This window comes from Gelidimonas diazotrophica (genome assembly GCF_055694025.1).
In genome coordinates this window covers 599,057-623,436 of sequence record NZ_CM146349.1, presented here as the reverse complement: position 1 = coordinate 623,436, position 24,380 = coordinate 599,057, and the positions used below count along the sequence as shown (strand labels likewise).

Genomic DNA, 24,380 nt, shown 5'->3' with positions numbered 1-24,380 from the left:
GCGACGACCTTTTTGGCTTACCGATTTGGTGATCTCATCAATCCGCTGAAAACCAGCATGATCGCCGATCATGCAGGAAATTAAATATATTGAACTGAGGAAAGTAAAAATATTTACGGATAAATTCTAATTCTCATCGAAATTCTCAGGCAAAAAATTTAAATATGAATGATTTCCAATTAATTCTTGCAAAAAAATACCAACCACGATTTGTGCGCACTGATTTCTGGCCGGTTTTGGTTCTTGCGGGCGTATTGCCTATTTTCTGAAAGCGGATGCGGAGTCATGCTGCGGGGGTTTAGTGCGGTAGTTGAGCAAGCGGCGTTGAATACTGAAGGGTATTTACGCGTGGGTGCGCATAAAAAAACCCCCATACGATGAGTACGGGGGTTTTAGGAATAACAGCCTGACGATGACCTACTTTCACACGTGTTGACGCACTATCATCGGCGCGAAGTCGTTTCACGGTCCTGTTCGGGATGGGAAGGGGTGGTACCGACTTGCTATGGTCATCAGGCATAACTTGTAACATCGTTTGCTACTGCGTATATCGTATTTCTACGAGTGTGCATGTCAGCAAGCGACGCAATCTGGAAGAAGTAAAGGTATATTATTTTTTGGGTTGTGACTACCAAAGTTGGCAAACACAAGTGTTACACATTGATTTCTATAACCTGCCAAGGTTATAGGGACAAGCCTTACGGGCAATTAGTACTGGTTAGCTTAACGCATTACTGCGCTTCCACACCCAGCCTATCAACGTCCTGGTCTCGAACGACCCTTCAAGGAGCTCAGGGCTCCAGGGAAATCTCATCTTAAGGCAAGTTTCCCGCTTAGATGCTTTCAGCGGTTATCTCTTCCGAACTTAGCTACCCGGCAATGCCACTGGCGTGACAACCGGTACACCAGAGGTTCGTCCACTCCGGTCCTCTCGTACTAGGAGCAGCCCCCTTCAAATTTCCAACGCCCACGGCAGATAGGGACCAAACTGTCTCACGACGTTTTAAACCCAGCTCACGTACCACTTTAAATGGCGAACAGCCATACCCTTGGGACCGGCTACAGCCCCAGGATGTGATGAGCCGACATCGAGGTGCCAAACTCCCCCGTCGATATGAACTCTTGGGAGGAATCAGCCTGTTATCCCCAGAGTACCTTTTATCCGTTGAGCGATGGCCCTTCCATACAGAACCACCGGATCACTATGTCCTACTTTCGTACCTGCTCGACTTGTCAGTCTCGCAGTTAAGCACGCTTATGCCATTGCACTAACAGCACGATGTCCGACCGTACCTAGCGTACCTTCGAACTCCTCCGTTACACTTTGGGAGGAGACCGCCCCAGTCAAACTGCCTACCATGCACTGTCCCCGATCCGGATAACGGACCAAGGTTAGAATCTCAAACAAACCAGGGTGGTATTTCAAGGTTGGCTCCACGCAAACTAGCGTTCACGCTTCAAAGCCTCCCACCTATCCTACACAGATTGGTTCAAAATTCAATGCAAAGCTACAGTAAAGGTTCATGGGGTCTTTCCGTCTAGCCGCGGGTAGATTGCATCATCACAACCACTTCAACTTCGCTGAGTCTCGGGAGGAGACAGTGTGGCCATCGTTACTCCATTCGTGCAGGTCGGAACTTACCCGACAAGGAATTTCGCTACCTTAGGACCGTTATAGTTACGGCCGCCGTTTACTGGGACTTCAATCAAGAGCTTGCACCCCATCATTTAATCTTCCAGCACCGGGCAGGAGTCACACCATATACGTCCACTTTCGTGTTTGCATAGTGCTGTGTTTTTATTAAACAGTCGCAGCCACCAGTTTATTGCAACCCTTTCATCCTTCCCCCGCAGGGGGGTCAAACTACCAGGGCGTACCTTATCCCGAAGTTACGGTACCAATTTGCCGAGTTCCTTCTCCCGAGTTCTCTCAAGCGCCTTAGAATACTCATCTCGCCCACCTGTGTCGGTTTGCGGTACGGTCTCGTATGACTGAAGCTTAGAGGCTTTTCTTGGAACCACTTCCAATTGCTTCGCGAACAAGTCCGCTCGTCTCAACCCCTTGAATTACGCTGCCGGATTTGCCTAACAGCCTTCTACAAGTCAAGAACCGGCACTTCCAACCGCCGGACAACCTTCTGTGATCCGTCCCCCCATCGCATCATACGACGGTGCAGGAATATTAACCTGCTTCCCATCAGCTACGCATCTCTGCCTCGCCTTAGGGGCCGACTCACCCTGCTCCGATGAACGTTGAACAGGAAACCTTGGGCTTACGGCGTGGAGGCTTTTCACCCCCATTATCGCTACTCATGTCAGCATTCGCACTTCTGATACCTCCAGCATCCTTTACAAGACACCTTCGCAGGCTTACAGAACGCTCTCCTACCATATCCTTACGGATATCCGCAGCTTCGGTGACTGGCTTAGCCCCGTTACATCTTCCGCGCAGGACGACTCGATCAGTGAGCTATTACGCTTTCTTTAAAGGATGGCTGCTTCTAAGCCAACCTCCTGACTGTTTTAGCCTTCCCACTTCGTTTTCCACTTAGCCAATCTTGGGGACCTTAGCTGGCGGTCTGGGTTGTTTCCCTCTTGACGCCGGACGTTAGCACCCGACGTCTGTCTCCCACGCTCGCACTCATCGGTATTCGGAGTTTGCAATGGTTTGGTAAGTCGCGATGACCCCCTAGCCATAACAGTGCTCTACCCCCGATGGTGATACGTGAGGCACTACCTAAATAGTTTTCGGAGAGAACCAGCTATTTCCAAGTTTGTTTAGCCTTTCACCCCTACCCACAGCTCATCCCCTAATTTTTCAACATTAGTGGGTTCGGACCTCCAGTGCGTGTTACCGCACCTTCATCCTGGCCATGAGTAGATCACTTGGTTTCGGGTCTACACCCAGCGACTAAATCGCCCTATTCGGACTCGATTTCTCTACGGCTTCCCTATGCGGTTAACCTTGCCACTGAATGTAAGTCGCTGACCCATTATACAAAAGGTACGCAGTCACGGAACAAGTCCGCTCCTACTGTTTGTATGCACACGGTTTCAGGATCTATTTCACTCCCCTTCCGGGGTTCTTTTCGCCTTTCCCTCACGGTACTGGTTCACTATCGGTCGATATCGAGTATTTAGCCTTGGAGGATGGTCCCCCCATGTTCAGACAGGATTTCTCGTGTCCCGCCCTACTTGTCGCAAGCTTAGTACCACAATAAACATTTCGTGTACGGGGCTATCACCCTCTATGGCAGCCTTTTCCAAAGCTTTCCACTATGTCTACTGCTATTGCTTGCAGGCTCTTCCCATTTCGCTCGCCGCTACTTTGGGAATCTCGGTTGATTTCTTTTCCTGTAGCTACTTAGATGTTTCAGTTCGCCACGTTCGCTTTGCACACCTATGTATTCAGTGTGCAATGACCTTTCGGCCGGGTTTCCCCATTCGGAAATCTGCGGATCAAAGCGTGTTTGCTCGCTCCCCGCAGCTTATCGCAAGCTACTACGTCCTTCATCGCCTGATATCGCCAAGGCATCCACCATGTGCACTTATTCACTTGTCCCTATAACGTTGGCTTCTAACCCGATAGTGCTGTTCATGCACGGATTAAAAACCGGTTATAGGATATTTCTATGAGTATTACTTTAGCGTTTGCCGTATTGCAAGGAATTTGTATTTAAAACATCTTAACAAACTCACTTTTAATACTTTTTTGATTTGATACAATCACAACCCATCAAGTCATACAGGTCTATCCATGTGCACGTCTGGCATTGCTGCCGCGATATTGCTATCAACGTGCGCATCGATTTATCCATACTCCTTGATAAATCTTTACTTCTTCCAAATTTTTAAAGAACGAAACAGCTAATGGCTTAAGAAACCAAACCTGAATTTTTCATGCACTTCTTACTTTCGCATGGGTGACTCAGGTTTGTATTCTTGATCAATTACGTGGTGGAGGTTGACGGGATCGAACCGACGACCCCCTGCTTGCAAAGCAGGTGCTCTCCCAGCTGAGCTAAACCCCCCAGATATGCGCACTTACAATCAACACATAATCTTTGTCGTATGGTAGGTCTGGTTGGACTCGAACCAACGACCCCTGCGTTATCAACACAGTGCTCTAACCAGCTGAGCTACAGACCCGCTTGGATCAGTGCTTGGTCAGCTCTGCGCTGTTGCCTGTGCGGCCTTTCTTGCACAACGCACACGCCGGCAGTCCAATTACTGTTCATTGCTGCTCTTCTTTTTCATAACAGTCGATAAGTGTGAACACTTGACTTGGGCACATACTCTAGAAAGGAGGTGATCCAGCCGCACCTTCCGATACGGCTACCTTGTTACGACTTCACCCCAGTCACGAATCCCACCGTGGTAAGCGCCCTCCTTGCGGTTAAGCTACCTACTTCTGGTGAAACCCGCTCCCATGGTGTGACGGGCGGTGTGTACAAGACCCGGGAACGTATTCACCGCGACATGCTGATCCGCGATTACTAGCGATTCCAACTTCATGTAGTCGAGTTGCAGACTACAATCCGGACTACGATACACTTTCTGGGATTAGCTCCCCCTCGCGGGTTGGCGGCCCTCTGTATGTACCATTGTATGACGTGTGAAGCCCTACCCATAAGGGCCATGAGGACTTGACGTCATCCCCACCTTCCTCCGGCTTGTCACCGGCAGTCTCATTAGAGTGCCCTTTCGTAGCAACTAATGACAAGGGTTGCGCTCGTTGCGGGACTTAACCCAACATCTCACGACACGAGCTGACGACAGCCATGCAGCACCTGTGTTACGGCTCTCTTTCGAGCACCCTCTGATCTCTCAAAGGTTCCGTACATGTCAAGGGTAGGTAAGGTTTTTCGCGTTGCATCGAATTAATCCACATCATCCACCGCTTGTGCGGGTCCCCGTCAATTCCTTTGAGTTTTAATCTTGCGACCGTACTCCCCAGGCGGTCTACTTCACGCGTTAGCTGCGTTACTAAGTCAATTAAGACCCAACAACTAGTAGACATCGTTTAGGGCGTGGACTACCAGGGTATCTAATCCTGTTTGCTCCCCACGCTTTCGTGCATGAGCGTCAGTGTTATCCCAGGGGGCTGCCTTCGCCATCGGTATTCCTCCACATATCTACGCATTTCACTGCTACACGTGGAATTCTACCCCCCTCTGACACACTCTAGCCATGCAGTCACAAATGCAGTTCCCAGGTTGAGCCCGGGCATTTCACATCTGTCTTACATAACCGCCTGCGCACGCTTTACGCCCAGTAATTCCGATTAACGCTTGCACCCTACGTATTACCGCGGCTGCTGGCACGTAGTTAGCCGGTGCTTATTCTTCAGGTACCGTCATTAGTAACCCTTATTAGGAGCCACCGTTTCTTCCCTGACAAAAGAGCTTTACAACCCGAAGGCCTTCTTCACTCACGCGGCATTGCTGGATCAGGGTTGCCCCCATTGTCCAAAATTCCCCACTGCTGCCTCCCGTAGGAGTCTGGACCGTGTCTCAGTTCCAGTGTGGCTGGTCGTCCTCTCAGACCAGCTACTGATCGTGGCCTTGGTAGGCTTTTACCCTACCAACTAGCTAATCAGATATCGGCCGCTCCACGAGCACAAGGTCCTTGCGAATCCCCTGCTTTCCTCCGTAGATCGTATGCGGTATTAGCGCAACTTTCGCTGCGTTATCCCCCACTCGAGGGTACGTTCCGATATATTACTCACCCGTTCGCCACTCGCCACCAGAGCAAGCTCCGTGCTGCCGTTCGACTTGCATGTGTAAGGCATGCCGCCAGCGTTCAATCTGAGCCAGGATCAAACTCTTCAGTTTAATCTCTGTTTTATGTCATTGCTGACATGGTCCGTTTTACCAGACCGGTCGCTCACTCAAAATACTGACAGGCTCTTCCTGAAGTTGCCTCCAAAAAAATCCTATTCTTCTTCTGTGCGAGCATTTGATATTTTAAGTTCACCCCAAACGCTTGCGCGTCTGACGTGGCGCCTTCATCAAGTGCCCACACTTATCGACTGTTAGTTGTTAAAGATCTTTCTTTTCTCCGTCAGCTCTGGTATCTTCACCCGGGCCAACCAGACTGCAAAGCGTTTTGTTTGCAGCACTGAAGAGGGCAGATTATGCAGCGTTTTTCTTACTCAGTCAACATTTCTTTTCCGTCCCGCACCGCGCAAACTCCAACTCCCTGCACTCCGCGTTTCGTCCAATTCCGTCAACTTCCGCTGCCACTTCTCTTCCTGCCTTTACCCCGCCTCGCAGCGGGAGCCGAACTATAGCAAACGTTGCGGAACTTTGGCAAGCGCTTTTCTGTAAAATTACATACGCCACCGCTTATGTGTCTTTGAAGCTAGACATATACAGGCTCTGGCTCCAGTTGCACACCGAAACGATCAAAAACATTCGCCTGTATTGTATTGGCTAGATGGACAATGTCGGCACCTGTTGCGCCACCCAGATTAACCAATACCAGCGCTTGTTTTTCATAGACGCCAACAGTTCCTTGAGTTTGACCTTTCCATCCGCATTGATCAATCAGCCAGCCCGCAGCAAGTTTATATTCGGATTCTGACTGCTTATAACTTACAAGTCCGGGAAAAATACTTTGCAATGCATCGCTTTGTTTAGCATCAACTATAGGGTTTTTGAAAAAACTTCCTACATTTCCGATTTTTGATGGGTCCGGTAGTTTGTCGGTGCGAATCGAGATGACCGCTTCGCTTATATCGCGAGCGGATGGATCGCACACTCCATTTTCCGCAAGTTTGCGCGTTACGTCAGCATAGTGAACATTCGCTTGCCATTTCTTAGGTAATGCAAAAATAACTTCCAATACGATTACACGACCCTGCAGACCATGTTTGAATATGCTATCCCTGTAGCCAAACAGGCAATCGGAGTTGCGCAGTGTAATTACTTCACCCGTTTGAAAGTCGTACGCGCGCAAAGAGTAAATGTAATCTTTGGCTTCCACGCCATAGGCGCCAATATTTTGAATAGGAGCGGCGCCGACGCTGCCGGGGATCAAGGAAAGATTTTCCAACCCGCCCAACTTGCGATCCAGAGTCCACAGTACAAATTCATGCCAAGTCTCGCCGGCGGCGGCGCACACAAAGGTAAAGTCGTCATTTTCGGCAACAATATCGATACCTTTCATACCCATATGCATTACCAGACCGGCAAAATCCTGCGTCAAGACAATATTGCTGCCACCACCCAATATTAATCTCGGCAATGCTGACAATGTATTGTCGCGGCGAATAAGCGCCAATGTCTCTGGCGATGTCACTTCGGCATAAGCGTAAGCTTGGGCATTCACGCCAAAAGTATTGTGATTTAGCAAGGAAAAATCGTATTGAATAGAAGTGCGGAGTGTCATAGCGAGCCGTTTATAGGTGGAAGCGAATGTGGCAACTTGTTTTTTTGTCCGCTAAAATGCGCTACTAACTTGCAGCAGAATGCTGGATCAAGGCCGCCATTCAATTTTGTCTGGTATTAAATTAAAGGAAGAATCATGCCATCGTTTGATGTTGTATCTGAAGCCAATATGGATGAAGTAAAAAATGCCATCGTTCAGACAAATAAAGTGGTGACCAATCGCTTTGATCTGAAGGGTACCAGCGCCAAGGTTGAACTCAAGGAAAAAGAACGCGAAGTGACGGTTTTCGGCGATTCTGAATTTCACTTGGAACAAATTATGCTCGAAGTCAACCAAACCATGGGCAAGCGCGGGGTGGACATACGTTTTCTGGATCAGGGTAAGGTAGAGAAAATCGGTGGCGATAAAGTAAAGCAGATCATCAAGATCAAAAATGGTATCGAATCCGATGCCGCCAAGAAAATCGTGCGCCTGATTAAGGATGGCAAAATGAAAGTGCAAGCCAGCATTCAGGGCGATGCGGTGCGCATTACCGGCGCCAAACGAGACGATTTGCAGGCAGCCATGGCAATGCTGCGCAAGGATGTCCCTGACTTGCCTTTGGAGTTCAATAACTTCCGCGACTAAAGAAAATCGGGCCATGCTCCGTTTGGCGTGCCGCATCGACCTGCCAAAACTATCGACTTGCCGGAATCCAAACTTGCCATGCGCCTAAAAATTTTCTTGTTGCCATTCGTTTTTATGGGCAGCACTTCTTATGCTGCTGATATCGCTGTAGTCGGGTTATTCCCGGGCAAGGCCGTACTGGTGATCGATGGCGCGCCACCGAAAACTTTTTCAGTCGGCAGTATGGTGACGACGGATGTCAAGCTGCTGGCAGCCGATCAATCCAGCGCGACCGTAACCATCAACAACAAAAAGCAAACGATTGGCATTGGTCAGCATGTCAACCGCTTCGCGCCTACAGGCCCGACCAGCGTTGTCTTGCAGGCTAATGGCCAAGGGCATTTCATCGCGCAAGGGCAAATCAACAGCGGCACGATCCAGATGCTGGTCGACACCGGGGCGACGATGATTGCCTTCTCCGAAGCGGATGCACAGCGATTGAAGATCGATTACAAATCCGGTCAGCGGGGCAGAGTCAGCACCGCCAACGGCAGCATTCCGGTCTATCGGATCAAGCTCGATACGGTCAAGGTAGGCAGCATCGAACTGAATCAGGTCGATGCGGTGGTGCAGCAGGCCGGCCTGCCGTTTGCGCTGCTCGGAATGTCTTTTCTGAACCGGATGGAAATGCGCCGCGATGGCGATCGGATGACGCTGACCAAAAGATTTTGATGTCTGCGACATGAAACTGGCTCAATGCGCCAGCTTCAAGGTGATGACTCCGGAGACGATGAGCAGCGCGCCCAGATACCGTCCGAGACTGGCGCTGTCGCCAAAAAAACAAACTCCCACCAGGAACGTTCCGGCAGCACCGATCCCGGTCCAGACTGCGTAAGCGGTGCCCATTGGGATTTCTTTTTGTGCTGACCACAATAAATATCCGCTGACAGACATACAAATAATCGCAAGAACGATCCCCATGATTCGTTTTTCCGGTATTTGCGATAACTTGAAACCCAACGGCCAGCCTATTTCAAACAGGCCTGCCAGAATCAGAAACAGCCAACTGCGCATTGAAACTCCCGATAAGTACAAAAACATCAATAACTGACGCCCGCTTATCAAGGCTGTCAGATGAAGCTATGGATGCGCCACGATGAGGCCTTGATTTCATCGTGGCGCATCCATAGAAGTTAGTCGTTTTGTTCGTTCAAACGACGCGTCTTGACCGCCTCCGCCAGACCATTTAACAACTGTACGCTTTGCTCCCAATTGATACAGCCATCGGTTATCGACTGGCCATAAATCAGTTCTTTGCCTGGGGTCATATTCTGACGCCCTGCAACCAAATAGGATTCGACCATGACGCCGACGATGCGCTTGTCACCGGCCGCAATTTGTTGGGCGATGTCGGCACACACCGGAATCTGGTTCTCGGGCTTTTTCGAACTGTTGGCGTGCGACGCATCGATCATCAAACGTTGCGCCAGACCGCTTGCCGCTATGTCCTTGCAGGCAGCATCCACGCTGGCCGCATCATAATTCGGCGCCTTGCCGCCGCGCAGGATGATGTGGCAATCTTCGTTGCCGCCGGTGGCGACGATGGCAGAGTGGCCGCCCTTGGTGACCGACAGGAAGTGATGCGGCTGCGACGACGCCTTGATTGCATCCACCGCGATTTTGACATTGCCGTCGGTACCGTTCTTGAAACCGACTGGGCAAGACAGGCCGGAAGCCAGTTCGCGATGCACCTGGGATTCGGTGGTGCGGGCACCGATTGCGCCCCAGCTGATCAGATCGGCGATGTACTGCGGACTGATGACGTCGAGAAACTCGGTGCCTGCCGGCAAGCCCAATTCATTGATATTCAACAATAATTCGCGCGCAATGCGCAACCCGTCATTAATGCGGAAACTGTTGTCCATGTACGGGTCATTGATCAAACCTTTCCAACCGACGGTGGTGCGCGGCTTTTCAAAATAGACGCGCATGACGATTTCCAGCTCGCCTTTGAGACGCTCGCACTCCTTGGCCAGCAGGCGCGCATATTCCAGCGCCGCCTTGGTGTCGTGAATCGAGCAGGGACCGATGACCACCATTAAGCGGTCATCCTGTCCGTGCAGGATGTTATGCAGCGCGGCGCGGGCATGCGCGACTGTGGTCTCGGCTTTGTCAGAGCAACTGAATTCGCGAATAAGGTGTGACGGTGGGGTTAATTCTTTCATTTCTCGTATGCGTAAGTCGTCGGTACGTGGCATGGTTTTTCCTGGTTATGAATATCGGGTAGACATAAAAAAACCGCCAGCGTTGGCGGTTTTTGTGAAATTCGGTTTGGTTTCGCCTGCATGCTGCTTTTACGTGAACCTTCCGCCTCTCCACCGCCTTGGGCTGGGATAGCTAAAGTAAAAATAAAAATAGGAATGTGCGAAAGTCATGTGCCGGAGTTTTGCATCTGTGTATTGATTCAAATCGAAATTAACTATAACAAGATTATTCAAGATTTGGCAAGCGCTTTTTCAACACACGGCCTCAGCACCGACATGCTCAGGCGGTGCCGCCCACCGTCAACTCCTCGATGCGCAAAGTCGGCTGGCCGACGCCGACCGGCACGCTTTGCCCTTCCTTGCCGCACACCCCGACGCCAGGATCGAGCCGCAAGTCGTTGCCGATCATCGAGACCCGGTTCAGCACATCGGGGCCGTTGCCGATCAGGGTTGCGCCCTTGACCGGATAAGTGATTTTGCCGTTTTCGATCATGTAAGCTTCGCTGGCGGAAAAGACGAATTTGCCGCTGGTGATGTCGACCTGGCCGCCGCCAAAATTGACCGCAAACAAACCGTTCTTGACCGAGGCCAGAATTTCTCCCGGGTCCTTGTCGCCTGCCAGCATGTAAGTATTGGTCATGCGCGGGATGGGCAGATGGGCGAACGATTCGCGCCGCGCGTTGCCGGTAACAGGCATCTTCATCAGCCTGGCGTTCATGGTGTCTTGCAGATAACCCTTCAGGACGCCGTCTTCGATCAGCGTGGTGCACTGGCTGGGATTGCCTTCGTCATCGATATTGAGCGAGCCGCGCCGGTCGGCGATGGTGCCGTCATCGACCACGGTCACACCCTTGGCCGCGACCCGCTGGCCGATGCGGCCGGAGAACGCACTGGAACCCTTGCGGTTGAAATCGCCTTCCAAACCATGGCCGATAGCTTCATGCAGCAGAATGCCGGGCCAACCCGGTGCCAGCACCACCGTCATCGGACCGGCCGGCGCGGGACGCGCATCCAGATTCACCAGCGCCGCCTTGACCGCATCCGTGGCGTATTGGTCCAGCAGTGCATCGTCAAAATAGCCATAGCTGTAACGCCCGCCACCGCCGGCGGAACCCATCTCGCGACGGCCATTCTGCTCGACGATGACGGTCACGGAAACCCGCACCAGCGGACGAATGTCGGCTGCCAGCACACCGTCGCTGCGCACCACCAGCACCACATCGTATTCGCCGGCCAGACCAGCCATTACTTGCACTACCCGCGGGTCTTTGGCGCGGGCCATGCGTTCAACCCGTTCCAACAGTTTGACTTTTTCAGTGGCTTCGAGCGAGGCCAGCGGATCGTTCGGCAAATACAGTGCGCGGCCGCCAACCTGTTGCATCGAGGACGCCACTTTCACTTTGCCGGCGCCGTGCCGGGCGATGGTACGGGTGGCGGCTGCCGCTTCCAGCAATGCGTGTTCGGAAATCTCGTCCGAGTAGGCAAAGGCGGTCTTGTCGCCTGCGACCGCGCGCACGCCGACGCCTTGGTCGATCGAGAAGCTGCCGGTCTTGACGATGCCTTCTTCCAGGCTCCAGCCCTCGCTTTTGGTGAACTGGAAATACAGGTCGGCATAATCGACCTTGTGGGTAAACATTGCGCCCAAGGTCTTGATCAGCTTGGATTCATCCAGGCCAAAAGGCGTGAGCAGAATGTCGCGGGCGACGGCAAGAGTACTGAGATTCGGTTCAAATGGTTTCATGGGCGGTCGCAATCGCGCTTGGCGCGCAGTATGTTGGTTCGTGAGTTAATTCGGAGATGGACGATTGTAGAGCATCTGGCAGCACCGGGCAGGCGTGGTGCGGATCGGCCATTCACCAGCGTCGATGGCCGGTCTGGAATTTATCTACAATAATTAAAAATATGTGGAGTATGCTTAAAAACACCATAGTTACCGCATATATTATATGCGGTAACTAAAAATACAGTTATATGTATATATTTACGTCCAAGTTTACAAGACAGGCTTGACGAGTTTGCGGTGGCGCAGAGCCGGCAGGTTTTCACGTACGCGGGCCAGCAGCTGCGGATCGAATTCGCCCACCACCACGCCCTCCCCTTCGGCCAGCACTGCCTTGATTTCGCCCCACGGATCGATCAACATGCTGTGGCCCCAGGTGCGGCGGCCGTTCGGATGCACGCCGCCCTGCGCTGCGGCCAGCACATAACACTGATTTTCGATGGCACGGGCGCGCAGCAGGATTTCCCAGTGGGCGCGACCGGTGGTGTAGGTAAAAGCAGCCGGCACCACGATCAGCGCGCATTCACCCATCGCCCGATACAGTTCCGGAAAGCGCAAGTCGTAGCACACTGACAATCCGACCCGACCGAAGGGCGCGGCGAAAGTGGCGATTTCAGCGCCCGGCACGATGGTGCGCGACTCGTCATAGGTTTCGTCGCCTTTGGTAAAACCGAACAGATGGATTTTGTCGTAATGGCAAATGCAACTGCCTTGCGGATCGAACACCAGCGTCGTATTCATCACCTTGCCGGACTCGGGCGCTGCCATCGGCAAAGTGCCGCCGATCAGCCAGACGCCGTGCTGGCGCGCCATCTGCGCCATCGCGGCCTGCAGCGGTCCGCTGCCGGCCGCTTCGGCATGCGCCAGCTTGTCGGATTCCTCCATCCCCATGATCGGCCAATATTCGGGCAGCAACACCAGTTGCGCGCCCTGCTGCGCGGCCTCGGCAACCAGGCGGCGCGCGGTGGCGATATTTTCTGCCGGGTGCGGCGTCGAAATCATTTGCAGCGCCGCGATGCGAATTAATGCGTTGTCTGGTGTCATCTGCGTGCCTCTTGCTGATACTTTATTTGTTAGAAACGCCGGAGCCGGTGTCAGCCCTGGCTTTGTTATCGATTTTGGTGACCACCGGCTCTTGCCACGGGCCGCTGATCTGATACTCGTAGGTAAATGCCCGCGCCAACGGTTCGCGCAGGAATAATTGCGCCAGGAAAGTCCCCAGGCCGATGACCGGATTGACCGCCAGCGCGTACACCACCGATGCGGCTCCCGCATTGATTTCCGGAATCACCGCGACATGCAGGTTTTGCGTCTCTTTGGCGATATCGGCGCTGCCGTCGATCAATACCGCCGCACTCACGCTGCGCATCTTGAAGTTATCGGTTCTCGCCACGCCGCGCTGGATAGTGGCGGTGGCGGTCACGCCGTCAAAGGCAAATCCTTCAGAAAAGATATCGCGAAAGTCCAGCGTCAGCCGGCGCGGCAGCGATTGCAGGCTCAACACACCCAGCAATTTTGCCACGCCCGGCTCGACCTTGAGGAATTGGCCGGCAGCCATATCCAGATGAATCTGACCGCTCAGGCTGGGGATGTCCAGCGAAAAAGGCAAACCATCCCAATTGATATTGCCGTCCAGTTTGCCTTTGCCGCCGCGCAAGACATCGTTGAAGCCGAACCGCCGCAGCAGCTTGCCGGCATTCTCCACATCCAGCGCGTAAGTCAGCTCGGTCTTGCTCTGGCCGTCCCTGGTGACCCATTTGCCGGCGGCATTCATGCTGACATCGTCATTGGCAATGGCCAGCCGGTTGATGCGCCATTCGCGCAGGCCCGGCGTTTTCGGATTGTTGGCCACCAGGTTGTTGGCCACCACTTCCAGCCGCCCCAGCTTCTTGTTGAACAGTTCGAAATTCTCGGCCACGATATTCAGGCTCGGGATTTGCGTCGGCGTATTTTTGCCTTCAAGCAGATTGCCGACATCCGAAGCATCCGACTGCGGGATAGTCAGCGTCGCCAGCCGCGCCGTCACCCGGCCCATGGCGCCGGCGGTCGAATCCCAGGTCACGTAACCGGAAGCCTGGCTGGCATCGATATTGGCTTGCCAGGTTTCTTTCTGATGCGAGGCGCCGACCACCACGTTATCGAGCCGTTTGCCCATCACGAACAAGGTTTTGGCGCGCGCCGCCATGGTGTCGGGTTCCAGGTATTGGCTGATATCCTGCGCGCCGCGCGGTTGGGCTGGCGCAGCATCGCCACCGGCCTTGTCAGCGTTACTTGCAGCGGCAATCTCGCTGCTCACCCGCTGCCATTCATCCAGATTCAACGACTGCAATTCGACGTTTGCAGCCAGCCCGCTATCGGGCAGCGGCGGCGGCGCATTGACGCCGATGCCGCCGCGCAATACGTGCCACGGCGCTTGTTGTTCCAGCGTCTTCTGACGCACGTAATGCGCGGCTATGGTGGTTCCCAGGGATATCTGGATCTGGTCGCGCAGCAGCAACGGGTCATCCGAAGGCAGCGCGCTCAGTTGCAGCTTGAGCGGCAAAGTTGCGTTTGCCGCCTTTTGCAAAGGCGCGGGGAAATTCAGCGCCAGCCCTTGCAGGCCGGAGTCGATCAGCAACTCCAGTTGACGGTTCTTGACCGTGATGACGCTGCTGTAGCGGGTGCTGCCGGCGATGCGCTGGGTCAGACCCTGGATCGCCGGCGTCGGATACGATGTGCGCAGGCCGAGTGCGTAAACGCTGCCATCGACCTTGATGCGAATGTTGCCATCGGCCTGGGTGCCGCCGGAGGCGACTGCCGGCCCGCCCAGCAGGTTGGCGCTCACGCCGTTCAGGTTGAAGCCTTTTTCATTGAATTCAAGCTTGCCTTGCGCGGCTGACAGCTTTGGTATCGCTTGCTGCAGCGACACCGCATTGTTGTTCAGTTGCAGCGTGCCGTTGACTTTCGATTCCAGCAGCCGCTCCAGCGGCAATCGCAGCTTCAGCGCCAGCTTGGCGGTGCCGTCGCCTTTTGACTCGGCGGTGAAATCATCGATCCAGCCGGCGACCGGGCTGTTATTGACATAGCTGAAATAGTTCTGCAGCAAGCCGGCCGCGTTGCCATCGACTTCCAGCATGCTGTCGTTCGACAGCAAATCAGGAATCACTACCTTCACGCCGGACAACGCAGCGCCATGCGTTTTGGCCGAATCGCTGCGAATTTCCATGCGGGCATTCTCGAACACGAAATTGCCCTGAATCTGTTCGAGTTCCGGCCACTCCGGCGCTTTGCCATCCTTGCCAAAAAATCCAGGAACGAAATTCAGCCGGCCGTCAACGATCTTGCCGGCAATCCTGAAGATTCCCTCCGGCTGATTTGCCGCCTTGCCGCCAGCCTTATCGACCCGAAACGGCATTTTCGCCAGATCGCCCTTGAGCCGGATCGTGACCGCATCGGCATGGCCGCCCTGCAGCGCGCCGACCAGCCAGGTGCGCAAATGCGCTGGCGTTTGCAGCGGCAGATACTGGCCGATTTTCTTCACATCGAAGCCGGAAAGCTGGCCGCTGATATCAATCTCGCCCAGCGGCTTGCCGGGCTGATGCACCAGCGGCACCAGATGCTGGCCCGACAAAGCGACCACCATGCCATCCTGCACCAGATGCATTTTATCGATCCGGAACAGCAACTGATCCTGGCCCTGAAAGGTCCAGCCGGCCTGCATCTTCAACTGATCGATCGACATCATGGGTTCAGTGAAATAACCCGGCAAGGCCAGCTGGAGCCGGTTCGAGTCGAGCGAAAAACTGCCGCCCTTGTCGTTGGCATTGAGCCCGCCGGTCAGGTTTTCAAAGCCCGGAATCGCCGGCACCGCGGCCTGCGCCGGAGCAGTCGCGCTTTTTGCTCGCGCCGGCCGCGCCGACTGGGCTTGCAGCGACAAACCGACGAATTGCCCTTTGACCGCATACGTGGCGATTTCAGGATAAGCGCCCTGCCATTCGGCGGAAAAATCCCGCAGTTCACCGCGCGGCGCAAAATCCGCCAGCATCTGCAGTTGCGCTGGCGTCAGCGGCAAACGCCCGGCAAAATTAGCCAAAGTCTGCAAATCCAAACGTTGCGCCTTGACGCTGGTATTGTCCGGCTTGCCATTTTTGCCTGGCGCATACGATTCGCTGATGGTGGTCGGCGGCAGGTGCAAACCCTCCTTGGTCGTCAGTGAAAAATTGGAAACTGAAAATGTGTGGGCGCGCACACCTGATAGCGGCAGCGTCGGCGCCGACGTACTCACCGCAGCAGCATCGAATTCTTCCCGCGCAAAAATACGACCGTTAAGCTGCGCCAGATTCAGCGGCTGCAAATCCTTGCGCAGCCGGACCGATAGGTCCGACAGCGTCAGATCGGCGGTGAAGTCGGCGATTCTGGCCTGATTGAAATTAAGCCAGGCGCGCACCGAACCGGCGCCCTGCAGGATCTCGATCGGGGTATCGGCATAGGTGCGCCAGGCGGCCAGATCGGTATTGGGCACATGGGCGAATACCACGCCCTTCCAGCGCATCAGATCCGAAATATTGCGGGAAAAATGCGGATGAACGAAATCGGCGCGCACATCGATCGGCGCTGCCAGCGCCACAGGCGGCGCGGCCTGGAGCCCGAACTGGTGACGCCGCGCATGATTGCGCAATCTGAAATTCAGGCTCGCCAGAATCAATTCCGGCGCGCCGCGCTGCTGATCATTCCAGCGCAAGCGCCCTTCGTGCACCACGATCTCGGTCTGCGCCAGCAACCAGTTGGCGCCCCGTTTATCGGCGCTTTTGCTGGTATCGATAAAAATCCCGCCGACAAACAGGCTGCCGTCGGCGGCGCGCCGGATATCCAGATCGGGGCGATTGATTTCCAGCAAGGCCAGACGCACCTCGCCAGCCGCGACCGACCACCAGGAAAAGGTGGCGGAAATGCTCGGCAGCGACAGCGCTTGCCGGCCATCCTTATCGAGAACGACCACGTCATTGAGCGACAGATACGGCTGCAAGCCATGCCAGGATGCGTACACCCGGGCAATCGTGACCGGCCGGCCAACCACCTGGCTGACCATGCGTTCGATATCGCCCTTGTAATTGTCGATATTCGGCAAGACCGCATAGCGCAAGCTCAGAAACAGGCCGCAAAAAACAAAGTACGCCAGCACCAGCAGCCGTATCAGCCAGCGCAATGTATGGTGCGACAGCGCATTGAACTTGGCATAGGCCAGACGCGCGGCCCACCAGTGCCGGGACCAGCGATTACGAGGGCCAGCGGAGGATGATTGATCTGTGGTCATTAACGGTTATACAAAAAAGACTCGGCGTAAAATGCGCAGACTTGCATGATAGCCAAAAACGGCCGCTTGCCACGCTTCGATAAGGATCATCAGGTGCCTGATGATGACTGCGAACAACTTAGAACCGTGCGCGAAATAATGTGCGTATTTGTTTTGCGTTCCTTAAATTACTTCAAGACTCTATGACCACATCATTATTAAGAAGTGCCGCAGCGTCCCGATTCTATGCGCGCTGGCAGAGTGCCGAACCGCAGCGCCCGAGTTTGGTCGCCAGTATCGCCGAATTCCCCTTAAGCCGAAGCAGCTTTGTGCGCATATTACAAAATGAAACATCGGCCGGCATGCCGCTGCCGCGCGCGATGCGCCGCCTGCGCAACCTGATCATCGCCACCCTGATCGAGCGCGACTTGAATGGCGCCGCCGACATGGACGAAGTTGTGCGGACGATCAGCGAATTTGCCGAATTCGCGGTGCAAACCCATCTGGCGGCATTGATGGCTGAAATGGTCGCGCTGCACGGCAGCCCGGTAGGCGAAGATTCCGCTGCCGAGCAGGAATTGATCGTGCTCGGGATGGGCAAACTGGGCGGCGCTGAACTCAACGTTTCGTCCGACATCGACCTCATCTTCGTGTATGCGGAAGATGGCGAAACCCGCACCACCACGCCGCAACAGCGGCCGCTCTCGAATCACGAGTTTTTTATCCGGCTGGGCAAAAAACTGATTCATGCAATCTCGGAAATCGAGGAAGACGGCTTCACCTTCCGGGTCGACATGGCGCTGCGCCCGAATGGCGCATCCGGCCCGCTGGCCGCCAGCTTCAATATGGTGGAAGAATATTTCATCGTCCAGGGCCGCGAATGGGAGCGCTACGCCTGGGTCAAGGCGCGCGCGCTGACCGGGCGCGCAGCCGATATCACATTGTTGGAAAGCATCATCCGGCCGTTTGTATATCGGCGCTATCTGGATTTCGGCGCGATCGATGCGATCCGCAACATGCACAGCCAGATCCGGGCCGAAGTCATCCGCCAGGAAACCCGCCACCCGGAGCGCAGCAACAACGTCAAACTGGGGCGCGGCGGCATCCGCGAAATCGAATTTATCGCGCAAGTGTTCCAGCTAATCCGGGGCGGGCGCGACCCCGCACTGCGCGACCGCTCGACCCGCGGCGTACTGAAAACGCTGGCCGAAAAAGGCATCCTGAGCCAGCAATGCGTTGATCAATTGCTGGCCGCAAATATTTTCCTGCGCAATCTGGAACACCGGCTGCAATACATCGAAGACGCCCAGACCCACATCCTGCCTGCCAACGCGGCCGACCAGCTTATTGTTGCCAACATGATGGGCATCGCCGGCGTGCCCGCGCTGTTGCAAGCGCTGGACGCGCAACGCCAGATCGTCGCGGCCCAGTTCGATGCGATTTTCAGCGAAAAAGACGAGACCCAGAACGCAAGCGGCGCGCCAGCCGGTTGTGCGCCCATCGACCTGCAAATGTTTGCCAACCTGCCGGACGCCGAAAAAGCGGAAGCCATCCAAACCCAGTTGGCTGCAATCGGCTTTGGCGAGGCTCCGGCAGCGGCCCAGCGCTTGCTCGAAACCGGCAAATCTTCGCGCCTGCAATCGTTGCCGCTGGACAGCCGCAAGAAATTCCTGGCCCTGATCAATGCCGCGCTGCCACTGATTGCGCAGACAAAAAAAGCCCAGTTAGCCACCTTGAGCCGTTTGCTCGACCTGCTGGAAACAATCGCCCGCCGTTCCGCCTATCTGTCGCTATTGACCGAATACCCGCCGGCATTGCAGCGCGTAATTCGCATGATGCAAGCCAGCGACTGGGCGGCAAAATATCTGACCCGCCACCCGATCCTGCTGGACGAACTGCTGGATGAAAACATGGTGCATATGGCGCCGGTATGGGCCAGTTTCAGCGTCGAACTGCAACAACAGCTCGACGCCGCCACCCTCAACGGCGAGCCCGATACCGAACTGCAAATGAATATCCTGCGCGACATGCACCATGCGCAACTATTCCGGCTGCTGGTGCTGGACCTGGAAGGTGCGCTCAGCATGGAACATCTGGCCGATCATCTGTCGCAACTGGCCGACATCATCGTCACCGCCACCATCCGCGCAGTCTGGAAAACCATCCCGAAACGTCACATCGAGACTCCGAAATTCGCCGTCATCGCTTACGGCAAATTGGGCGGCAAGGAACTCGGCTACGCCTCCGACCTCGACGTAATCTTCCTGTACGACGACGAAGATCAGGATGCGCCCGCCCTATACGCCAAGCTGGCGCAGCGCTTCATCACCTGGATGACGTCCCACACCTCGTCCGGCATCCTGTTCGACATCGACATCGCGCTGCGCCCCGACGGCGGCAGCGGTTTGCTGGTGTCGTCGGTTGCCTCGTTCGGCCGCTACCAGAGCGAATCGGCCTGGCTGTGGGAACATCAGGCGCTGACCCGCGCCCGTTTCTGTTCCGGCGACGCCGCCATCGGCGCCCGCTTTGAAGCGATCCGCGACCAGGTGCTGCGCCAACCCAAGGACGAAGCCGCGCTCAAGGACGACATCCTGCAAATGCGCCACAAGCTGCACAGCGCCCATCCCAACCGCAGCGAAATGTTCGACCTCAAGCATGACGCCGGCGGCATGATCGACATCGAATTCATCGTCCAATACCTGGTGCTGCGCCACGCCGGCCAATATCCGCAACTGACCGCCAACATCGGCAACATCGCGCTGCTCAAATTGTGCGGCGCGCTCGGCCTGCTAGACGTGCCGCGAGCCGAAGCCGTCGCCAGCGCCTACCGCGATTTCCGCAAAATGCAGCACAACATCCGCCTGCAAGGCAGCGACCGCGCACGGGTAGAGTTGGAGGAAGTGGCCGCCAGAGTCGATGACGTGAAACGGTTATGGGAAGCGGTGTTCGGGATTGCAAGTTGAGGGGAATGTTGAATGGCAGCGATTGCTGGTCTTCGCTGCAATCAGAATAAGCTACCCGCAGTATTTTTTAACAGCGCTTTAGATATATGCGGTAAATTGCATGTTTATTGGCATACCCCATGAATTAACGCTCCACCGCGCCCGCCCATTAAACACCTGTTAAGCGACCAATCCTTCCAGAAAACGTTTTTTCTGGGCGAGTATGCCATCTCGGATGCTGGCCCAGACTTGCTCCGGAAAGTTTGCAGGCAGTTCAATCTCAACCTTGGCCAAAGCCTGGCCGACGTTCTGCACCATTTCCTGCATCGTATCAAACGCTTCTACTACACCGCTTTGTTCGGCCAACGCGTGTCAATGTCGGGCATGGATATCAACCAGCTTGTAGTGCGCATTATTCGTGCGCACCGCCATCGCGAGCTTTACTTTTTGCAACTGCAGCAGATTTGGACTTTTCCCGATGACAGGCCAGGCCGACAGAATGTCGTAGAGCGGCGTCATGGCGTAGCCATCACCGGGGAGCAGAAACACGGAGAAATTCTTGGCATGGCCATCGGTCGCAGCCAGCAACCAGAAAGCGAGCTGGGTGAGCACAAATGTGCGTTTATATTTGACCGCATCTTCGCTGGCAGCAAGGAGTTCCAGACACTTGCGCATACCGGGACCACCCTGGCTTTCGTATTTATTCTGAGCGGGTGTTCCTGTCGCCTGACAGAAGTCTTCCTGCGGCAGGCGGGCAATCCACGTATTGTTGCCAACCCAGCGGCGGTCGAACCTTTCGACCACCAGCGTTTTTTGTTTCCCGAAGCTTGCCATTTCAGTGTTCGCAACCTCAAAGCCGAATGCATGCATGATGCGGGAGCACAGCCACTCGTTCTCCACCGAGTTGGACATGTCGACCCGCATGTTTCCGACTAGTCCGAGCGGCAGCTTCAAGATATGGGTGGTCGGCGTAGCGCCATGCGGACGGTGCCACTGCCCGTCGGAGCTTCAGCAGCGCTGTTTTCTCCTGGGCACCGGCAATCGAGATCCGGAAATCCTCGAAGTTTTCTGCATCCTGGCCAAGCACAGCGTCACTGGTGACGCTGCCGAGAAGGCGTTCGACATCCGCTTCGCTGAGCGGCGTTCCTTCCACCCGGTCAAACCCTTCCGGCAAGGTGCCGGGCGGCAGTAGCTGCACGGCCCCGATGCAGTCCCGGCCGATAGCGCTTAATAGTTCTTGCGTCCCAGTCGAGCCGAGTTGGTAGCGGGTGCGAATGCGCTGACGAATTCTGTCGCTGTCCGGCAGCAGGTTGTCAAAAAAGCTTTTGACTTTCGGGCCGCGGAGTTCCTTTTTACCGGCAGGGATGGGCAGAGAAAGAGAAAGAACGCGCACGTTGGGCGAGCTCAGCCATGCGTCGTCATATCGAAAAGTGTGGGTGTCGGTGCGCGACCAGGACCAGTTGCCTACATGCTCGCCGTTCATCCAAACGGCCAACTCACGTATTGCCATACATCACCATCCCGCTTTTGAAGGAATGGACGAGTCCGGCTTTGGTGCCGTGGCGCGCACCTTTAAAGCGAGCCTGGCATCCAGAGCGTGCAATATTTGCAGCAGTTGGTCAACCCGCACCAGACCCGGATTCTTTTCAATGTCGGCTACGCGCGCTTGCCCGATGCCCAGGAGTTGCCCCAATTGCGTCTGCGTAAGGCCTTGTTCCTTACGCAACGATTTCAGGTGTTCAGAGAGTTGGGATGAAGTTTGAATTGGATAGTCCATAGCTAATAATATCGCTCAAAGACGATAATGTAAATATATCGTACCTGAGCGATATTTATACATTATCGCCCAAGGGCGATAATAATGGAAACGTAAATGCGTCGGAAGCGGCGTTCGGGATTGCCGGCCAAGATGCATGATGACTGGCAGAAAAAGTTGGGCTGCAAAGCCCAACATTTTTAACTGGCAATTCTCAAATCTGCCGCACCCGTGGTGTGCCCTTCCGCTTGGGACGCAGCCGCCGTCAGCCGGGATAAAACGGATCAGAAACGAAAAATGTCTGAGCGCAGCGAGTTCTTTTCGTTTCCCGTTTTATCCCGGCTGACGGCGGGAACCCGAAGGGCTGCGTCTTGCGGTCGCCTTTCTTTCTTTGCTTACTTTCTTTGGCGAAGCAAAGAAAGTGAGTGGCCGCCGGGCCACCCCGGTTAGGTGGCAAAGCCGGCAGCCTTATCAGAAATACCCAATACCACAAGGACTTTGGAACAAATTGCCTATGTGAATTTAGTCGGATATATTTGCAAAATTAAATTAAATCACTTTAGAGGTCGCAGGTGACACTTATCAATATCATCACTCCAGAGCAAGCAATATGTGCACTATCCGAAGCGATTCTTGTACTTCGGGCATCAGGAGTCATTCGTTCGACACGCTTTGTCGGAGACATTGGAGAATGGTACGTCGCGACGCTCTATGAAGGCGATCTACCTCTGAGCCAAGCCCAAAAGGGATGGGATGTGCTTGAACGCTCAACGGGCGCAAGATTGCAGGTGAAGACCCAGACGTTTGACCCCAAAAACCAGTGGAACTATCTAACAACCAAGCCTGAGTTTTTTGACCGCCTAGTTGTCGTTCTGCTCACTGACACGCTCACTGTTCGCGATCTATATGACGTTCCAACAGAAGATATTCAGAAGCTCGTTCGCGTCGGTAAAGAAAACAAGCCGATTTATCGCTTCAAAGATCTTGAACCGTGGCGAGTTCAAACCCATAGCCTTCCTGGCTACGGCAAGTTCGGAAGAATTGTGCAAATCAGCGCGTAGGTTGGGCTGCAAAGCCCAACATTTGGCACCCACAGATTTCGCTACCGAATGTTGGGCTTTGCTTCGCTCAACCCAACCTATCAATTAAAGATACATAGCAATGTATTTTTAAAAAATTATTAAATATATGCGAAAGAAGCACTATTTTTTAACATACCCCACCTATTTTCATTAATTAACAATCGCTCCACACAGCAAAACGCCCCGCACGCGGGGCGTTTCAACTTGCTGAACAACTACAATAATTACTTGGCAGACATCAGCGCCATCGTAGTATCCAACATGCGGTTGGAGAAACCCCACTCGTTGTCGTACCAGGACGATACCTTGACCAGACGGCCGGATACTTTGGTCAGCGTCGCGTCGAACGTGCTGGATGCCGGGTTGTGGTTGAAATCAACCGATACCAGCGGTGCGGTGTTGTATTGCAGGATGCCTTTCAACGGACCGTTTTCCGACGCGTCTTTCATGATCGCGTTGACTTCTTCGACGCTGGTGTCGCGGGCGGCGATGAACGACAGATCGACGATTGAGACGTTGATGGTTGGCACGCGAATCGAATAACCGTCCAGCTTGCCATTCAGTTCCGGCAATACCAGGCCAACCGCAGCGGCAGCGCCAGTCTTGGTCGGGATCATCGACTGGGTGGCGGAACGGGCGCGGCGCAGGTCTTCGTGCATCACGTCGGTCAATACCTGATCGTTGGTGTACGAGTGGATGGTGGTCATCAGGCCGGTTTCCAGGCCGATTTTCTCGTGCAAAGGCTGGACCAGCGGGGCCAGGCAGTTGGTGGTGCAGGATGCGTTGGAAATCACGGTGTCGGTCGATTTCAGCACGCCGTGGTTGACGCCGTACACGATGGTCGCGTCCACGTCCTTGCCGCCCGGTGCGGAAATGATGACTTTTTTCGCGCCGCCGGCCAGATGGGCCGAAGCTTTCTCTTTGGTGGCGAAGAAGCCGGTGCATTCCAGTACGACGTCGACATTCAGCTCGCCCCAAGGAATGTTGGCCGGATTGCGCTCGGCGAAGACCTTGATCGGGTCGCCGTTGACGATCATGGTGTCGCCTTCGACCGTGACGGTGCCCGGGAACTTGCCGTGGGCGGTGTCGTAGCGGGTCAGGTGGGCGTTCGATTCGGCATTGCCGAGGTCGTTGATGGCAACGATCTTGATGTCTTCCTTGAACTTGCCGCCTTCATAGTGGGCGCGAAGGATGTTGCGGCCGATGCGGCCATAGCCATTGATTGCAACGCGAATAGTCATACCATCTCCAGAACGTAGTTAAGTAATCGATGTTAATTAAACGAG

General features: G+C 54.6%; 12 protein-coding genes, 2 tRNA genes, 3 rRNA genes and 1 pseudogene. 4 read left to right on the top strand and 14 right to left on the bottom strand.

The features are described from left to right. Window positions 1-404: 404 nt before the first annotated feature. The 6 genes from rrf to murB all read right to left on the bottom strand — a co-directional run bounded on the left by rrf (window position 405) and on the right by murB (window position 7,392). A 5S ribosomal RNA gene (gene rrf, locus KGFNPO_RS02910) occupies window positions 405-517 on the bottom strand. Window positions 518-687: 170 nt separating this feature from the next. Beyond that, window positions 688-3,562: ribosomal RNA gene (locus KGFNPO_RS02905) — 23S ribosomal RNA — on the bottom strand. Window positions 3,563-3,955: 393 nt separating this feature from the next. Then, window positions 3,956-4,031 (bottom strand) — tRNA-Ala (locus KGFNPO_RS02900). A gap of 41 nt (window positions 4,032-4,072) precedes the next feature. Beyond that, window positions 4,073-4,149 (bottom strand) — tRNA-Ile (locus tag KGFNPO_RS02895). A 152-nt stretch (window positions 4,150-4,301) separates the two neighbouring features. Beyond that, window positions 4,302-5,834 (bottom strand): 16S ribosomal RNA (locus tag KGFNPO_RS02890). The 16S, 23S and 5S rRNA genes sit together here with 2 tRNA genes alongside, the layout of an rRNA operon. Window positions 5,835-6,363: 529 nt before the next feature. Further along, the gene (gene murB, locus KGFNPO_RS02885) at window positions 6,364-7,392 is read right to left on the bottom strand and encodes a UDP-N-acetylmuramate dehydrogenase (protein ID WP_472633014.1); all 1,029 of its coding nucleotides are present in this window, start codon (window positions 7,390-7,392) and stop codon (window positions 6,364-6,366) included. A gap of 135 nt (window positions 7,393-7,527) precedes the next feature. Between murB and KGFNPO_RS02880 the strand changes: the two genes are divergently transcribed. After that, window positions 7,528-8,019, top strand: coding sequence for a YajQ family cyclic di-GMP-binding protein (locus KGFNPO_RS02880; protein ID WP_472633013.1), 492 nt, complete (start codon window positions 7,528-7,530; stop codon window positions 8,017-8,019). A 78-nt stretch (window positions 8,020-8,097) separates the two neighbouring features. Further along, window positions 8,098-8,730 carry a retropepsin-like aspartic protease family protein gene (locus KGFNPO_RS02875; RefSeq protein WP_472633012.1) on the top strand — a complete coding sequence of 211 codons (633 nt, stop codon included), beginning with the start codon at window positions 8,098-8,100 and terminating at the stop codon, window positions 8,728-8,730. A 21-nt stretch (window positions 8,731-8,751) separates the two neighbouring features. On the opposite strand, the gene KGFNPO_RS02870 is transcribed toward KGFNPO_RS02875, so the two are convergent. From KGFNPO_RS02870 to KGFNPO_RS02850, 5 genes are all read right to left on the bottom strand, one after another. Next, complete coding sequence (locus tag KGFNPO_RS02870) at window positions 8,752-9,072, bottom strand: DMT family transporter (RefSeq protein WP_472614669.1); 321 nt, start codon at window positions 9,070-9,072, stop codon at window positions 8,752-8,754. A 119-nt stretch (window positions 9,073-9,191) separates the two neighbouring features. Continuing rightward, window positions 9,192-10,256 (bottom strand): 3-deoxy-7-phosphoheptulonate synthase AroG, encoded by a 1,065-nt coding sequence (aroG, locus tag KGFNPO_RS02865; RefSeq protein WP_472633011.1) that lies wholly within the window; start codon window positions 10,254-10,256, stop codon window positions 9,192-9,194. A 286-nt stretch (window positions 10,257-10,542) separates the two neighbouring features. Then, entirely contained in the window at window positions 10,543-12,003 is a 1,461-nt protein-coding gene (gene tldD, locus KGFNPO_RS02860) for a metalloprotease TldD (RefSeq protein ID WP_472633010.1), read from the bottom strand. A 252-nt stretch (window positions 12,004-12,255) separates the two neighbouring features. After that, complete coding sequence (locus tag KGFNPO_RS02855; RefSeq protein ID WP_472633009.1) at window positions 12,256-13,086, bottom strand: carbon-nitrogen hydrolase family protein; 831 nt, start codon at window positions 13,084-13,086, stop codon at window positions 12,256-12,258. Window positions 13,087-13,108: 22 nt separating this feature from the next. Then, on the bottom strand, window positions 13,109-17,335 hold the full coding sequence (locus KGFNPO_RS02850) for a YhdP family protein (protein ID WP_472633008.1): 4,227 nt from the start codon (window positions 17,333-17,335) through the stop codon (window positions 13,109-13,111). Between the two features lie 182 nt (window positions 17,336-17,517). Here KGFNPO_RS02850 and glnE point away from each other — a divergent pair, with 182 nt between their 5' ends. Then, window positions 17,518-20,277 (top strand): bifunctional [glutamate--ammonia ligase]-adenylyl-L-tyrosine phosphorylase/[glutamate--ammonia-ligase] adenylyltransferase, encoded by a 2,760-nt coding sequence (gene glnE / locus KGFNPO_RS02845; protein ID WP_472633007.1) that lies wholly within the window; start codon window positions 17,518-17,520, stop codon window positions 20,275-20,277. Between the two features lie 159 nt (window positions 20,278-20,436). Here the strand turns inward: glnE and KGFNPO_RS02840 are convergent. Continuing rightward, window positions 20,437-21,766 (bottom strand): annotated as a pseudogene (locus KGFNPO_RS02840) (type II toxin-antitoxin system HipA family toxin). A gap of 3 nt (window positions 21,767-21,769) precedes the next feature. Continuing rightward, on the bottom strand, window positions 21,770-22,033 hold the full coding sequence (locus KGFNPO_RS02835) for a helix-turn-helix domain-containing protein (RefSeq protein WP_472633006.1): 264 nt from the start codon (window positions 22,031-22,033) through the stop codon (window positions 21,770-21,772). Window positions 22,034-22,584: 551 nt separating this feature from the next. Between KGFNPO_RS02835 and KGFNPO_RS02830 the strand changes: the two genes are divergently transcribed. Next, window positions 22,585-23,073: a DUF6998 domain-containing protein gene (locus KGFNPO_RS02830; protein ID WP_472633005.1), complete on the top strand. Its 489-nt coding sequence runs from the start codon at window positions 22,585-22,587 to the stop codon at window positions 23,071-23,073. Window positions 23,074-23,318: 245 nt separating this feature from the next. Here KGFNPO_RS02830 and gap read toward each other — a convergent pair whose 3' ends face one another. Continuing rightward, window positions 23,319-24,335: a type I glyceraldehyde-3-phosphate dehydrogenase gene (gene gap / locus KGFNPO_RS02825; protein ID WP_472633004.1), complete on the bottom strand. Its 1,017-nt coding sequence runs from the start codon at window positions 24,333-24,335 to the stop codon at window positions 23,319-23,321. Window positions 24,336-24,380: the final 45 nt, after the last annotated feature.

Bases quoted from the DNA above. Each gene is read 5' to 3' on its own strand.
- KGFNPO_RS02870 (WP_472614669.1), bottom strand. From the start codon at position 9,072: ATGCGCAGTTGGCTGTTTCTGATTCTGGCAGGCCTGTTTGAAATAGGC.
- KGFNPO_RS02835 (WP_472633006.1), bottom strand. From the start codon at position 22,033: ATGGACTATCCAATTCAAACTTCATCCCAACTCTCTGAACACCTGAAA.
- KGFNPO_RS02850 (WP_472633008.1), bottom strand. From the start codon at position 17,335: ATGACCACAGATCAATCATCCTCCGCTGGCCCTCGTAATCGCTGGTCC.
- KGFNPO_RS02880 (WP_472633013.1), top strand. From the start codon at position 7,528: ATGCCATCGTTTGATGTTGTATCTGAAGCCAATATGGATGAAGTAAAA.
- KGFNPO_RS02855 (WP_472633009.1), bottom strand. From the start codon at position 13,086: ATGACACCAGACAACGCATTAATTCGCATCGCGGCGCTGCAAATGATT.
- murB (WP_472633014.1), bottom strand. From the start codon at position 7,392: ATGACACTCCGCACTTCTATTCAATACGATTTTTCCTTGCTAAATCAC.
- aroG (WP_472633011.1), bottom strand. From the start codon at position 10,256: ATGCCACGTACCGACGACTTACGCATACGAGAAATGAAAGAATTAACC.
- KGFNPO_RS02875 (WP_472633012.1), top strand. From the start codon at position 8,098: ATGCGCCTAAAAATTTTCTTGTTGCCATTCGTTTTTATGGGCAGCACT.
- gap (WP_472633004.1), bottom strand. From the start codon at position 24,335: ATGACTATTCGCGTTGCAATCAATGGCTATGGCCGCATCGGCCGCAAC.
- glnE (WP_472633007.1), top strand. From the start codon at position 17,518: ATGACCACATCATTATTAAGAAGTGCCGCAGCGTCCCGATTCTATGCG.
- tldD (WP_472633010.1), bottom strand. From the start codon at position 12,003: ATGAAACCATTTGAACCGAATCTCAGTACTCTTGCCGTCGCCCGCGAC.